The sequence below is a fragment of the Variovorax sp. 160MFSha2.1 genome (assembly GCF_048305075.1).
Taxonomy (GTDB): Bacteria; Pseudomonadota; Gammaproteobacteria; order Burkholderiales; family Burkholderiaceae_C; genus Variovorax; species Variovorax guangxiensis.
This window is the reverse complement of sequence record NZ_CP157624.1, coordinates 4486451-4500406: the sequence shown is the minus strand read 5'-3', so window position 1 is coordinate 4500406 and position 13956 is coordinate 4486451. Positions and strand designations below refer to the sequence as shown.

15 protein-coding genes are annotated in these 13956 nt (G+C 66.4%); 8 read left to right on the top strand and 7 right to left on the bottom strand.

Features of this window, described 5'->3' with window-relative positions:
• Positions 1-56: 56 nt before the first annotated feature.
• On the top strand, positions 57-1007 hold the full coding sequence (locus ABL838_RS20505; protein ID WP_126024920.1) for a YihY/virulence factor BrkB family protein: 951 nt from the start codon (positions 57-59) through the stop codon (positions 1005-1007).
• Here ABL838_RS20505 and ABL838_RS20500 read toward each other — a convergent pair.
• Both ABL838_RS20500 and ABL838_RS20495 read right to left on the bottom strand, forming a co-directional pair.
• Positions 955-1713: a 3-hydroxyacyl-CoA dehydrogenase gene (locus ABL838_RS20500; protein WP_418121644.1), complete on the bottom strand. Its 759-nt coding sequence runs from the start codon at positions 1711-1713 to the stop codon at positions 955-957. The genes ABL838_RS20505 and ABL838_RS20500 overlap by 53 nt on opposite strands.
• A gap of 136 nt (positions 1714-1849) precedes the next feature.
• A complete protein-coding gene (locus ABL838_RS20495; protein ID WP_019655862.1) occupies positions 1850-2401 on the bottom strand; it encodes a phasin family protein in 552 nt (183 codons plus the stop codon).
• A 242-nt stretch (positions 2402-2643) separates the two neighbouring features.
• On the opposite strand from ABL838_RS20495, the gene ABL838_RS20490 reads away from it, so the two are divergent.
• Positions 2644-3099: an acyl-CoA thioesterase gene (locus ABL838_RS20490; RefSeq protein WP_418121643.1), complete on the top strand. Its 456-nt coding sequence runs from the start codon at positions 2644-2646 to the stop codon at positions 3097-3099.
• Positions 3100-3163: 64 nt separating this feature from the next.
• On the opposite strand, the gene ABL838_RS20485 is transcribed toward ABL838_RS20490, so the two are convergent.
• A complete protein-coding gene (locus ABL838_RS20485; protein WP_126024923.1) occupies positions 3164-3571 on the bottom strand; it encodes a hypothetical protein in 408 nt (135 codons plus the stop codon).
• A 69-nt stretch (positions 3572-3640) separates the two neighbouring features.
• A complete protein-coding gene (locus ABL838_RS20480) occupies positions 3641-3874 on the bottom strand; it encodes a CsbD family protein (RefSeq protein ID WP_126024924.1) in 234 nt (77 codons plus the stop codon).
• Between the two features lie 177 nt (positions 3875-4051).
• Between ABL838_RS20480 and pncB the strand changes: the two genes are divergently transcribed.
• From pncB to ABL838_RS20450, 6 genes are all read left to right on the top strand, one after another.
• Positions 4052-5272: a nicotinate phosphoribosyltransferase gene (pncB, locus tag ABL838_RS20475; protein ID WP_184641368.1), complete on the top strand. Its 1221-nt coding sequence runs from the start codon at positions 4052-4054 to the stop codon at positions 5270-5272.
• A 36-nt stretch (positions 5273-5308) separates the two neighbouring features.
• A complete protein-coding gene (locus tag ABL838_RS20470; RefSeq protein ID WP_418121642.1) occupies positions 5309-6730 on the top strand; it encodes a sodium:proton antiporter in 1422 nt (473 codons plus the stop codon).
• 14 nt (positions 6731-6744) lie between these two features.
• Positions 6745-7731, top strand: coding sequence for a 2-hydroxyacid dehydrogenase (locus ABL838_RS20465; RefSeq protein ID WP_418121641.1), 987 nt, complete (start codon positions 6745-6747; stop codon positions 7729-7731).
• A gap of 22 nt (positions 7732-7753) precedes the next feature.
• Positions 7754-9148: a DNA recombination protein RmuC gene (locus ABL838_RS20460; protein WP_418121640.1), complete on the top strand. Its 1395-nt coding sequence runs from the start codon at positions 7754-7756 to the stop codon at positions 9146-9148.
• Complete coding sequence (locus ABL838_RS20455) at positions 9145-10308, top strand: MFS transporter (protein ID WP_418121639.1); 1164 nt, start codon at positions 9145-9147, stop codon at positions 10306-10308. The genes ABL838_RS20460 and ABL838_RS20455 overlap by 4 nt, the downstream gene beginning before the upstream one ends.
• A 120-nt stretch (positions 10309-10428) precedes the next feature.
• Positions 10429-11100 carry a TetR/AcrR family transcriptional regulator gene (locus tag ABL838_RS20450; protein ID WP_418121637.1) on the top strand — a complete coding sequence of 224 codons (672 nt, stop codon included), beginning with the start codon at positions 10429-10431 and terminating at the stop codon, positions 11098-11100.
• A gap of 41 nt (positions 11101-11141) precedes the next feature.
• Here the strand turns inward: ABL838_RS20450 and ABL838_RS20445 are convergent, their stop codons facing one another.
• The 3 genes from ABL838_RS20445 to earP all read right to left on the bottom strand — a co-directional run bounded on the left by ABL838_RS20445 (position 11142) and on the right by earP (position 13914).
• Complete coding sequence (locus tag ABL838_RS20445; protein WP_126024931.1) at positions 11142-12005, bottom strand: TIGR00730 family Rossman fold protein; 864 nt, start codon at positions 12003-12005, stop codon at positions 11142-11144.
• 119 nt (positions 12006-12124) lie between these two features.
• On the bottom strand, positions 12125-12679 hold the full coding sequence (gene efp, locus ABL838_RS20440; protein ID WP_126024932.1) for an elongation factor P: 555 nt from the start codon (positions 12677-12679) through the stop codon (positions 12125-12127).
• Between the two features lie 146 nt (positions 12680-12825).
• Positions 12826-13914, bottom strand: coding sequence for an elongation factor P maturation arginine rhamnosyltransferase EarP (earP, locus tag ABL838_RS20435; protein ID WP_126024933.1), 1089 nt, complete (start codon positions 13912-13914; stop codon positions 12826-12828).
• Positions 13915-13956 lie beyond the last annotated feature (42 nt).

Sequence of the window (13956 nt, the reverse complement as noted above, 5' to 3'; positions counted from 1 at the left end):
GCAAGCGGCCGAACGCTCACTGCCGGGCGGCATACTGAAAGCGACCGGATTCACGCATGACGACGCCCAAACCCCTGCAACACGTCGCGCCGCTGCTGCGCCACCCCCTGAGGTTCATCTGGGAAGCCCTCAAGGAATTCCGCGCCAACCAGGGCCTGCTGCTCGCCGGCGCGGTGGCGTACTACGCGCTGCTGTCCATCGTGCCGCTGCTGATCGTGAGCGTGATCGCGCTGTCGCACGTCATCGAGCAGGCCGAGCTGCTGCGCACCATCGGGCGGTACCTCGAATGGCTGCTGCCGGGGCAGTCGAAGGCGATCGTGGCGGAGCTTTCGAGCTTCCTGGACCATCGCGACGTGCTGGGGCCGGTGCTGCTGGTGACGATGATCTTCTTCAGCTCGCTGGCCTTCAGCGTGCTCGAAAGCGCGATGGCGGTGATCTTTCACCACCGCAAGGCGGATCACAAGCGCCATTTCCTGGTGTCGGTGGCCATGCCCTACATCTACATCCTGTGCCTGTGCGTGGGGCTGCTGCTGGTCACGCTGGTGTCGGGGGCGCTGCAACTGGTGGGGCAGGAAAGCGTCGACCTGCTGGGGCGCAGCTGGTCGCTGTCGGGCGTATCGGGGCTGCTGCTTTACCTGCTGGGGCTGGGCGGCGAGATCTTCATGCTGACCTCGCTCTACCTCGTGATGCCGGCCGGGCGCATGTCGCTGCGCCATGCGCTGCTGGGCGGGGTGACGGCCGCGCTGCTGTGGGAGGCCACGCGGCGCGTGCTGATCTGGTATTTCTCGACGCTCTCGCAGGTGAACGTGGTCTACGGCTCGCTCACCACGGCCATCGTGGTGCTGCTGAGCCTGGAGATCGCCGCCACGCTGGTGCTGCTCGGGGCCCAGGTGATCGCGAACTACGAGCGTCTGGACCGCACCGGCACCACCAGGGTGCCGGAATCCGAAAGGCTCAGCGGGGAGCCAGTCGAATCGCTCCGTCCAGGCGGATCACCTCGCCGTTGAGCATGTCGTTCTCGATGATGTGCTTGGCCAGCTTGGCGTAGTCCTCGGGCGTGCCCAGGCGCGAAGGGAAGGGCACGCTGGCGGCCAGTGCGTCCTGCACTTCCTGCGGCATGCCGAAAAGCATGGGCGTACCGAAGATGCCGGGCGCGATGGTCATGTTGCGGATGCCGCAGCGCGCGAGGTCGCGGGCGATGGGCAGGGTCATGCCAACCACGCCGCCCTTGGAGGCGCTGTAGGCGGCTTGGCCGATCTGGCCGTCGTAGGCGGCTACGGAGGCGGTCGAAATCAGCACGCCGCGCTCGCCGGTGGATTCGGGCTCGTTCCTGCTCATGGCGTCGGACGCGAGCCGGATCATGTTGAAGCTGCCGATCAGGTTGACCGTGACGGTCTTGCTGAAGGTGGCCAGCGCGTGCGGGCCGTTCTTGCCCACGGTCTTCTCGGCCGGAGCGATGCCGGCGCAGTTGACGAGGCCGGCCAGCTTGCCCAGCTTGAGCGCCGCGGCAACTGCAGCCTGGCCGTCGGCCTCCTGGCTCACGTCGCACTTGACGAACACGCCGCCGATTTCCTTGGCAACGGCTTCGCCCTTTTCAACCTGCATGTCGGCGATCACCACCTTGCCGCCGTTGGCGGCCAGCATGCGCGCCGTGCCCTCGCCGAGGCCCGAAGCGCCACCGGTCACGATAAAAACCTTGCCGTCGATCTGCATAAGAAGTCTCCTGGGATAAGCCCGCCATTATCGAAGACGCTCGCAGGACGAAAAAAAGGGCCTCATCCGGAGATGAAGCCCCTGAATTGGATCCGTGAGGACCCAAGGAGACAACTGGTGGTGGTCGGTCGCTTGCTTAGCGCTTGCGCGAGGCGGTAGCGGTCTTGGCAGCGGCGACGGCCTGGCTCGACACGGCGTTGAAGTTGGCTTCGGCGACGTCCGAAGCTTGCTTGACGGCCTTCTGAACCGATTCGAAAGCGTTGTTGGCGGCGGCCACGGCGCTCTTCAGGACGGCAACGGCGGTTTCCGAACCGGCGGGAGCGTTCTTGGAAGCGCTGTCGACCAGGCCGACGAAGGCTTGCTGGGCTTCGGTGGCCTTGGCTTCGAAAGCCTTGGTGAACTCGGCGCCGGTGCCCTGGGCGATGTCGTACAGGTGACGGCTGTAGGCGGCGGTCTTCTCGGCCAGGGGCTGGAACAGGCTGGCTTGCAGCGTCAGCAGCTCTTGCGCGTCCTTCACGCTCAGGGCGGCCTGGGCGGTGTTCTGGGCTTCGGCCAGGGCGGCCTTCGAGGCGGTCACGTTCAGTTCGACGAGCTTCTCGACGCCTTCGAAAGCCTTGGTGGTCAGGCCGAACAGGGTTTCGAGGTTTGCTTTTTGAGCGGCGAGGATTTGGTCAGCGGTCAGGGCCATTTGGGATCTCCAGAAGGGATGATTGAGTGGTCGGTTCACGTTGCGCTGTCTCGCCGTCAATGTTGCGGTGCAGCATGGGCTTAAGTATAGGCAGCTGGTTTCTGCGATCAAGGGGTTTTTGCTGCCATGCAGCAATTTAGAAGCGGCCTTCTAAATTCGGCTGCGCAGCGGTTGCCGGCTGGCTGAGTACCGGTCACCAAGGTTGCCTTCCGCCGCAAAAGCCGCTGGCAGAATGCCGCGCGATGAGCGCACCGACCACCAGACCCACTCCCCATTCGCGCAACGGCTATCGCGCATTCCGCAGCATCCCGACGCGCTGGGCCGACAACGACATGTACGGCCACGTCAACAACGTCGTCTACTACAGCTGGTTCGATACGGCGGTGAACGCCCTGCTCATCGAGCGCGGCGCTCTCGACATCCACCATGGCCAGACCATCGGCTTCGTGGTGGAGACCCAGTGCAACTACTTCGCGCCGATCGCCTTCCCGCAGACGGTGGAGGCGGGCGTGCGGGTGGCGCAGGCGGGCCGCTCCAGCGTGCGCTACGAGATCGCCCTGTTCGCCGAGGGCTCCGACACCGCGGCGGCGCAGGGCCACTTCGTGCACGTCTACGTGGATCGCGCCACCCAGCGCCCGGTGCCGCTGCCCGAGGCCCTGCAGCAGGTGGTCGATTCGCTCAAGTCTCGAGACTCCTGAAGCCGTTTCCGCAAAGGAAAACGGCGCCCCGGGGCGCCGTTTTCACTGGGCTCGAGCGAAGACCTTACATCTTCTTCTTCATGGCGTTGATCTCGGCCTTGCCCTGGGCTTCGTCAGCCTTGGCCTGCTTCTCGCAAGCGGTCTTGGCTTCGCCCTTCTGGTCGTCGCACTTTTCCTTCGCGACTTCGTAGGCGGCCTTCACCTTTTCCTCGGCCACCTTGCGGGCGTGGCTGTCGCTGGGCTGGTATTGCTGCTCCAGTTCGGCCTTGGCAACGTCTTCCTTGCCCTTGGCTTCCTTCATGCAGACGTCCTTGGCGTTGTCCTTCATCGTGTCGCACTGGGTCTTGGCGACCTTGTAGTCGGCCTCGATCTTTTCCTTGGCGACCTTGTATTCGTCCTTGGTCATTGCGCTGGCCTGGGTGGCCACGAAGCAGGTGGATGCGAGGGCCAGCATGAGAAGGTGCTTTTTCATGGGATGTTCTCCTTCGGGGATTGGATGGATCGGATTCGGCAGGGATGCCAGGGGGATGTCCGGCGGCGCTCAGTTGCGCTCGAACCAGAGCGCGTCCGGCGAGCGGCCGTCACGCGATTCCCAGTCCTTGACCTGCTTCTCGGCTTCGTCGCGGCTGATGCCGTGGCGTTCCTGGATGCGGCCGAGCAACTGGTCGCGCTTGCCGGCGATGACGTCGAAGTCGTCGTCGGTCAGCTTGCCCCATTGCTCCTTGACCTTGCCCTTGAGCTGTTTCCAGTTGCCTTCGATGGTGTCCTTGTTCATGCGAATCTCCTTTGGGACTGTTGAGCCGGCGGGGCTTGTCCGCCGCCGTGAAAACAATGTCGCCGCGAGGATTCGCCGCGTCGGTAGGACGTGCTGTTCGCCCCCCGTAGGCAGAGGCCGACGCGTCCCGTGATAATCGAACGGCCGCCGAAAGTTTGAGACAACGCGCCCAGCACCATGATCATCCACAGCCTGCTCGACACCGACCTCTACAAGTTCACGATGATGCAGGTGGTCCTGCATCACTTCCCCGGGGCAAGGGTCGAGTACCGCTTCAAGTGCCGCAACCCGGGCGTCGACCTCGCCCAGTTCGCCGGGCAGATCCGCGAAGAGGTGCGCGGCCTGTGCTCGCTGCAGTTCCGCGACGCGGAGCTCGCCTACCTGCGCTCCATGCGCTTCATCAAGAGCGACTTCGTCGACTTCCTCGGGCTCTTCAGGCTCAACGAGAAGTACATCAACATCATTCCCCAGCCCTCGGGCGAGCTCGAGATCCGCATCAAGGGCCCCTGGCTGCACACCATCCTGTTCGAGATCCCGGTGCTGGCCATCGTCAACGAGGTCTACTTCCGCAACACGCAGAAGAAGCCCGACTTCGAGGAAGGCCGCCGCCGGCTCGAGACCAAGCTGGCCCAGCTGCAGGAGGCCGGCCTCGGCGACCTGAAGATCGCCGACTACGGCACGCGCCGCCGCTTCTCCAAGGACTGGCACGAAGAAGTGCTGCGCACTTCGGCCGCGCGGCTGGGCGCCGTCACCTCGCCGCCGGTGCAGTCGCAGCCGGGCGCGCGGCTGCCGCAGCTGGCGGGCACCAGCAACGTGCTGTACGCGATGAAGCTGGGCATGATCCCGCTGGGCACCATGGCGCACGAGTACCTGCAGGCCTGCCAGGCACTGGGCCCGCGGCTGCGCGACAGCCAGATCTTCGGCTTCGAGAGCTGGGCCCGCGAGTACCGCGGCGACCTGGGCATCGCGCTGTCCGACGTGTACGGCATGAGCGCCTTCCTGCGCGACTTCGACCTGTACTTCTGCAAGCTGTTCGACGGCGCCCGCCACGACAGCGGCGACCCCTTCGTCTGGGGCGAGCGCATGCTGGCGCACTACATCGCCAACCGGGTCGACCCGCGCACCAAGACGCTGATCTTCAGCGACGGCCTCACGGTGCCGCGCACCATCGAGCTCTACCAGCAGTTCCGCGGCCGCTGCCAGCTGGCCTTCGGCATCGGCACCAACCTCACCAACGACCTGGGCTACGAGCCGCTGCAGATCGTCATCAAGATGATCGAGTGCAACGGCCAGCCGGTGGCCAAGCTGTCGGACACGCCGTCCAAGAACATGTGCGAGGACGAGAAATACCTGGCCTACCTGCGCCAGGTGTTCGAGATCGAACAACCCCCGGCCTGAAGGCTGTACTGACCTCTCTGGTACGGTACGGCCCCCATGCAGAAAAAGAAGATCCGACCGAAGGCGGCCGCGCTGGCGTCGCTGATCCTGTCCCCCGCGCTGGCCTCGGCCGCCGAATTCGACGGCGGCAGCCTCTCGCCGCTGTGGGGCGTGCCCTTCGCGGGCATCCTGCTGTCGATCGCGCTGCTGCCGCTGCTCGCGCCGGCCTTCTGGCACCACCACTACGGCAAGGTGTCGGCTGCCTGGGCTCTGGCATTCCTGCTGCCCTTCGCGGCGAACTTCGGCGTGGGCTTCGCCGGCGTGCAGCTCGTGCATGCGCTGGTGGCCGAGTACATCCCGTTCATCATCCTGCTGACCGCCCTCTTCACCGTGGCGGGTGGCATCCACATCCGCGGCAACCTGCGCGGCGCGCCGGGGCTGAACACGGCCATTCTTGCCATCGGCGCGGTGCTCGCGAGCTTCATGGGAACCACGGGCGCCTCGATGCTGCTGATCCGGCCGCTCATACGCGCCAACGACGACCGCGTGCACAAGGTGCACGTGATCGTGTTCTTCATCTTCATCGTGTCGAACGCGGGCGGCGCGCTCACGCCGCTGGGCGATCCGCCGCTGTTCCTGGGCTTCCTGAAGGGCGTGGGCTTCTTCTGGACGGCGCAGAACATCCTGTTTGAAACGCTCTTCATCCTGGCCGTGCTGCTGGCGCTGTTCTATTTCATCGACCGCCACTACCACCGCAAGGAAGGCGTGCTGCCGGTCGACCCCACGCCCGACACGCCGGGCGGCATCGGTTTCGACGGAGCCGCCAACTTCTGGCTGCTGGGCGGCGTGGTCGCGCTGGTGCTGCTCAGCGGCTTCTGGAAGTCGCCGGTGGTCTTCGACGTGTTCGGCACCGAGGTCGGCCTGCCGGGGCTGGTGCGCGACATCGGGCTGATCGCGATCGCAGTGGTCTCGTACAAGCTGACCTCGCCCAAGGTGCACGCCGACAACCAGTTCGAATGGGGCCCGATGGCCGAGGTGGCCAAGCTCTTCGCGGGCATCTTCCTGACCATCATCCCGGTGATCGCGATGCTCAAGGCTGGTACGCAGGGGCCCTTCGGCGCCATCGTCTCGGCGGTGACGCGCGCCGACGGCCAGCCCGATCCGGCGGCGTACTTCTGGGCCACGGGCGTGCTGAGCTCCTTCCTGGACAACGCGCCGACCTACCTGGTGTTCTTCAACACCGCGGGCGGCGACCCGGCGGCGCTGATGACCACCTACGCGAGCACGCTTGCCGCCATCTCCGCCGGCGCCGTGTTCATGGGCGCCAACACCTACATCGGCAACGCACCCAACCTCATGGTCAAGGCCATCGCCGAGAGCCGCGGCGTGCGCATGCCGAGCTTCTTCGGCTACATGGCGTGGTCGTGCGCCATCCTGGTTCCGCTGTTCGTCCTGTCCACCTTCCTCTTCTTCCGCTGAGAGACAAACAAATCATGAGCAAGCCCAAGATCCTGGTCGCGCGCGCGATCTTTCCCGAGACCATCGAGCGCCTGTCGCAGCATTTCGAGGTCGAGTCGAACCAGACCGACGAGAGCTGGAGCAAGGAACAGCTGATCGCGAAGCTGCAGGGCAAGCAGGGCGCCTTCACCACCGGCAGCGAGCGCATCGACGCCGCGGTGCTCGACGCCTGCCCCGACCTGAAGATCTGCGCCAACATGGCCGTGGGCTACAACAACTTCGACGTCGACGCGATGGCCGCGCACGGCGTGCTCGGCACCAACGCGCCCGACGTGCTGACCGAGACCACGGCCGACTTCGGCTTCGCGCTGCTGATGGCCACGGCGCGCCGCATCTCCGAGAGCGAACACTTCCTGCGCGCCGGCAAGTGGCAGAAGTGGAGCTACGACATGTTCGCCGGCTCCGACATCCACGGCTCCACGCTCGGCATCATCGGCATGGGCCGCATCGGCCAGGGCATCGCGAAGCGCGGCGCGCACGGCTTCGGCATGAAGGTGGTCTATCACAACCGCTCCAGGCTCGACGCGGCGCTGGAGGCCGAATGCAAGGCCAGCTACGTGAGCAAGGAAGAGCTGCTGAAGACGGCCGACCACGTGGTGCTGGTGGTGCCGTATTCGGCGGCGTCGCACCACACCATCGGCGCGGCCGAGATCGCGCTGATGAAGCCGACCGCCACGCTGGTCAACATCGCGCGCGGCGGCATCGTCGACGACGCCGCGCTGGCCGTGGCGCTGCGCGAGAAGCGCATCGCCGCCGCCGGCCTCGACGTGTTCGAGGGCGAGCCCAAGGTCCATCCCGACCTGCTGACCGTGCCCAACGTGGTGCTGACGCCGCACATCGCCAGCGCCACCGTGCCCACGCGCCGCGCCATGGCCGATCTCGCCGCCGACAACCTGATCGCGTACTTCGGCGGCAAGGGACCGCTGACGCCCGTGACGCCGGTTCCGGCGGCAAGCAAGTAAGCAGCAGGAGCGCAACCGGACCTTGGACTCCTCGCTGATCCTCGTCGGACTGGCCGTGCTCGCGGCCATCCAGCTCGTGCTGGTGATCTGGCTGCTGGCCCGCCGGCAGCCTCCGCCCGACCTCAGCGAGGTGTCGCGCATGCTGGCCACGCTGGGCGCGGCCAACGAGCGCACCGAGCGTGAGCTGCGCAACGACATCGGCGAGAGCTCGCGCGGTGCCCGGCAGGAAACCGCGCAGGCCTTCGCCACCTTCCAGCGGGCACTGGTGCAGCAGGGCGCCGAGGCCACGCGCACGCAGAACGCGCAGCTCGACGCCTTCGCGCTGCAGCTCGCGTCGCTGCAGAAGACGCTGGCGGACACGCTCAACAACCAGCTGCAGGGGCTGAGCGAATCGAACGCGCGGCGCCTGTCGGAAGTGCGCGCGACCATGGAGGCGCAGCTCGCGCAGCTGCAGCAGACCAACGCCGCCAAGCTCGACGAGATGCGCAAGACCGTCGACGAGAAGCTGCAGACCACGCTCGAAGCGCGCCTTGGCGAAAGTTTCAGGCAGGTGGCCGACCGGCTCGAGCAGGTGCACAAGGGCCTGGGCGAGATGCAGACGCTGGCCGTGGGCGTCGGCAGCCTGCAGCGCTTGCTGACCAACGTGAAGACGCGCGGCATGTTCGGCGAAGTGCAACTGGAGGCGCTTCTCGAGCAGGTGCTCACGCCCGAGCAGTACGCCAGGCAGATCGAGACCAAGCCGCGTAGCGGGCAGCGCGTGGACTTCGCCATCCGCTTTCCCGGCCGCGGCGACGATGGCGCGCCGGTGTGGCTGCCCATCGACGCCAAGTTTCCGCGCGACGACTACGAGCGGCTCATCGACGCGCACGAGCGCGCCGATGCGGCGGGCGTCGAACTCGCGGCGAAGGCATTGGAGGCGCGCATCCGCACCGAGGCCAAGTCCATCGCCGACAACTACCTTGCGGCACCGCACACCACCGATTTCGCGATCCTGTTCCTGCCCGTGGAAAGCCTCTATGCCGAGGTGCTGCGCCGGCCCGGCCTGATGGACGCGCTGCAGCGCCAGCACCGCGTGACGCTGGCCGGCCCCACCACCTTGCTCGCGATGCTCAACAGCCTGCACATGGGCTTTCGCACGCTCGCGCTGGAGCGGCAGGCCTCCGAGGTCTGGAAGGTGCTGGGCGCGGTCAAGACCGAATTCGAGCGCTACGGCGAGTGGGTCGCCCGCATCAAGGAGCAGGTGGCCAAGGCCTCCGACACCATCGACAAGGCCGACACGCGCGCCCGGCAGATGCGCCTGGCGCTGCGCAAGGTGGAGGCACTGCCCGAGGCACAGGCCCAGGCGCTGTTGCCGCCCACCACCTCCGGCACCGAAGCCGACAACAACGAGAAAGAAGAGGGCGAGAACTCCCCGTGAAAGGTTCCGAACTGCTGCGTGTGATCGGCGCCCAGGTGTGCCTCCACGCGACCATGGCCGGCATGCGGCTCGCCACGCCGCTGCTGGCGCTCCAACAGGGCTACAGCGCGGCGGCGGTCGGCGTGCTGATCTCCCTCTTTGCGCTGACCCAGGTTTTTCTCGCCCTGCCGGCGGGGCGCTTTGCCGACCGGTACGGCTTCAAGCGGCCGCTGTGGCTGTCCGTCGTCGCCGCGGTCGTCGGCGCGGGGCTGGTGGTGATCTTTCCGGTGTTCCCGGTGATGTGCCTTGCGGCGCTGCTGACCGGCGGCGCCACAGGCGCGACGGTGATCGCGCTGCAGCGGCACGTGGGGCGCTCGGCCACCAACGCGACGCAGCTCAAGCGCGTGTTCAGCTGGCTGGCCATCGCGCCGGCCGTCGCCAACTTCGTCGGGCCGTTCCTGGCGGGCATGCTGATCGACCACGCGGGCCGCGCGCCGGCGGACATGCTCGCGTTCCGAATCTCCTTCGCGGTGATGGCGGCGCTGCCCGTTCTCTGCTGGATGCTTGCGCGCGGCGCGGACGAACCGCCGCCAGCTCCGCCGCCCGCCGGCGCCAAGCCGACGCGCGCCTGGGACCTGCTGCGCGAGCCGATGTTCCGCCGTCTGCTGTTCGTGAACTGGCTGCAGTCGTCGAGCTGGGACGTGCACGCCTTCGTGCTGCCGATCCTGGGGCACGACCGGGGCATCAGCGCTTCGGTGATCGGCTCGATCCTCGGCGCCTTCGCCATCGCGGCGGCGGTGATCCGCGTGGTGCTGCCGGTGATCGCCTCGCGCGCCTCGGAACGCAACGTGATCCTGACCTCGACAGCGGTCACGGCGCTGGTGTTCGCGGTGTATCCGCTGCTCGATTCGGCCTGGACCATGGGCATCTGCTCTGTGGTGCTCGGCTTCGCCCTGGGCGCGGTGCAGCCGATGGTGATGAGCATGCTCCACCAGATCACGCCGCACACACGGCACGGCGAGGCACTGGGGCTGCGGCTGATGACCATCAACGCGTCGAGCGTGGCGATGCCGATGCTGTTCGGCTCGCTCGGCGCGCTGATCGGCATTGCCGGCGTGTTCTGGGTGGTGGGAGGTGTGGTGGCGATCGGAGCGAGAGCGACCTGGGGCCTGAAGGTTTGATCCGGCGGGCGCGTGGCTCGTAATCCACGTCCCGGACACGAGTACTTCCCGTCCCTTTGACAATCTACTGACCCGAAGTCAGTATCCAGGCCTTCATCAACGACCCGAAGGCGACGATAGATGACCCCGAGCGGCGACACCGCCACGAATTCCCCCGGCACCGATGGCGAGCTCTCTCAGCGCCGGCGCACCAAGGCCCCCGAGACGCGCGCCGCCGCGCTGATGGAGGCGGCCCAGCGCCTCTTCATCGACAAGGGCATCGCCGCCACGAGCATCGACGACATCGCCGCTGGCGCGCAGGTGGCCAAGGGCACCTTCTATCTGTACTTTCCGTCGAAGGAGGCGCTGCTCGGCGCCTTGCAGCAGCGCTTCGTCGACATCTTCTGCGAGCGGCTGCAGGAGGCCATGGACCGCCAACGGCCGGGCAACTATCACGCCCGGCTGAAGGCCTGGGTGGAGACGGGGCTCGAGATCTACCTCGACAACGTCGCACTGCACGACGTCGTCTTCCACGAATACCGCCCCGAAGACCGCCGCATGCGCAACGACAACGCCGTCATCGCGCAGTTGGCGGGCTTGCTGAAGCAGGGCGATGGCGCCGGCTTCTGGGACGTGGAGGATGCGACGCTCACGGCCGTGATCCTCTTCAATGCGTTGCACGGCGTGGCCGACGATGCCGTGGCGACCGGGCAGACCGGCGCTTCGGAGCGCAAGCGCCGCGCACGGGCGCTCACGAAGTTCTTCGAGCAGGCGCTGCATCCGGCGGAGGATGAGGACGACAGCGCCGATTGATGCGCCGACCGAGGCGATGAAGCGGCGGCTTCAGGCGTCGTTCAGAGCTTGTAGAAGCGCTTGATCGCGCTCCAGGCATCCTCGGGCGCATCGACGTATTCGAAGAGCTTCACGTCGCCCGGCGAGATCACGCCCTCGTCGACGAGGAAGTCGAAGTCGATCAGCCGCTTCCAGTAGTCGGAGCCGAAGAGCACGATCGGCACCGGCTTCGACTTCTTGGTCTGTACCAGCGTGATCACCTCGAACAGTTCGTCGAGCGTGCCGAAGCCACCCGGGAACGCCACCAGCGCCTTCGCACGCATCATGAAGTGCATCTTGCGGATGGCGAAGTAGTGGAACTTGAAGCTCAGCGCCGGCGTGACGTACGGGTTGGCTTCCTCTTCCATCGGCAGCGCGATGGCCAGGCCCACCGAAAGCCCGCCGCCTTCGTGCGCGCCGCGGTTGGCCGCCTGCATGATGCCGGGGCCGCCGCCGGTGCAGATGAAGAGCTTGTCCTGCGGCTCCCTGTCGTTGCTGTACTGGGCCACCAGCTTGCCGAAGGCGCGCGCCTTCTCGTAGTAGTGCGAGTTGCGCGCCAGCCGGCGCCAGCGCTCGGACGCGGCCGTGTCGCCGCTGAGTTCGGCCTGCGCGATCATGGCCGCTGCGTCTTCCTCGCTGCGAAAGCGCGCACTGCCGAACACCACCACGGTGTTCTCGATGCCATGGGCGCGCTGCTCGATGTCGGGCTTCATCAGCTCGAGCTGCATGCGGATGCCGCGCGTCTCGCGGCGCAGCAGGAATTCGGGGTCGGCGAAGGCGATGCGCGAAGGATCGGGGTCGAGCGGAAGGCCCTGGTCCGCATGGGCCTGGAGCGTGGCCCAGGCATCGGCCAGGCGCTTGTCGTGAAGGTTGTGCGTGTTGTTCATGGAGAAAGCGGACAGGTTGTCCGGGTGATTGTGCAGCGTCGCAACCATCATGCCCGGAAACGAAAAAGGCTCCTTGCGGAGCCTTTTTCGGGGTGGTGGTCAGCCGGGGAAGCCGGGACTCAGACGCGCTTGCGGTATTCGCCGGTGCGCGTGTCGATTTCGATGCGGTCGCCTTGCGAGACGAAGAGCGGAACCGGCACTTCGAAGCCGGTGGCGATCTTGGCGGGCTTCATGACCTTGCCCGAGGTGTCGCCCTTGACGGCTGGCTCGGTCCAGGTGATTTCGCGCTCGACGCTGGTCGGCAGTTCCACCGAGATCGCCTTGCCTTCGTAGAACACCACTTCGACGGCCATGCCGTCTTCGAGGTAGTTCAGGGCGTCGCCCATGTTCTCGGCTTCGACTTCGTACTGGTTGTATTCGGTGTCCATGCAGACGTACATGGGGTCTGCGAAGTACGAGTAGGTGCACTCCTTCTTGTCGAGCACGATCTGGTCGATCTTGTCGTCGGCCTTGAAGACCACTTCGGTGTTGAAGTTGGCGATCAGGCTCTTCATCTTCATGCGCACGGTGGCGGAGTTGCGGCCGCCGCGGCTGTATTCGGTCTTGAGGACGACCATCGGGTCCTTGCCGTGCATGATGACGTTGCCGGCGCGGATTTCTTGAGCGATTTTCATAACAGGGTCTCTGGATGTTGGCCGCTCGGTGCGCGGGGCTTTGGTTTGCCGTTCGGCTGGCCCCGCGGTACATGTCCCGCGGCAGGTTTAGCGGAAGACATTCCGGATCGATGAAACCCGGGCCGAAATCCGCAAAGCCCGCTATTTTAGCTTTTTTGGGTGACGAATTTCCGCAATTGGGTAATCAGGTCGTCCTGCGCGAGCAGCCGCGCGCGGGCGTCCCGGGCTGTTTCCAGCCACGGGCCGTGCATTTCCGGCTCGGGGAGGGCTGTGTCGCCAAAGCCGTTCCACGCGTGGTGGAAAAGCCTCAGCGAGGGCGGTGCGCCTAGCCAGTCGAGCCAGGCGTTCAGCTTTTCATGGTGGGCGTCGTCGTCCTGCGGATAGATCTGCCAGATCAGCGGCGCTCCGGCCCAGAGCGCGCGCACCAGCGAATCCTCGCCACGCACGAAGTTCAGGTCGCAGGCCCATAACAGGTGGTCGAAGTCGGGCTGGGTGAGATAGGGCAGGTATGAAATTGATAGCGCGCCGCGGCCATGGAGCAGCGGCGCGCTTCCCTGCAGAGCCTGGACCGCCTGCGCGGCACGGCCGGCCGTTACCAGCAGGCGAGTGGGCTGCCTGCTTTCGGCGAGGCGAGCCAGCAGTCCGGCCAGCGCGGGGGGCTCGTAGCAGAAGAGGGAGACGAGGCGTTCGTCCTGCCGCCAAGGGATCTGTCGTGCCGACAGCCAGGATGCGCGATCGAAGCGCGACCTGCGCTCCATCAGGTCGGGCTCGCGAAGCAGTCCGCCGGTGGCGCTCGTGAAGCCGGGATAGAAGAAGCGCTTGGTCAGTCCGGCGCCGGGGCCCTTGAACACCGGCGAGGGCAGGCCGTGCAGCCGCTCCACGTACGGCTCCGCAGACAGGTATTCGAGGTTGATCCAGGCAATGCCCGGTCGCTCGGCGAAACGGGCGACCAGCTCCGGCGCCGGGTCGCAGCCGAAGCCTTCGATCAGCACGTCGGGCGCTGGCTGCGCCACGGCCGCCCGCAGCGCCGAGGGATCGAGCCAGTCGATCACTTGCACGCCGTCGTGGCCCGACGGCGCCATCCAGCCCAGCGCCGTCGCATCGTCGATCCACAGCCGCACGCGCTCGCCGAGGGCGGCCAGCTGGCGGGCAAGCCGCCAGCAGACGCCCAGGTCGCCGTGGTTGTCGATGACCTTGCAGAAGATGTCCCACTGCTTCGATTGGCTGGATTGCATGGTCGCGAGTGTGCCCGTGTTCGCACGCCGCGCTTGCTATGC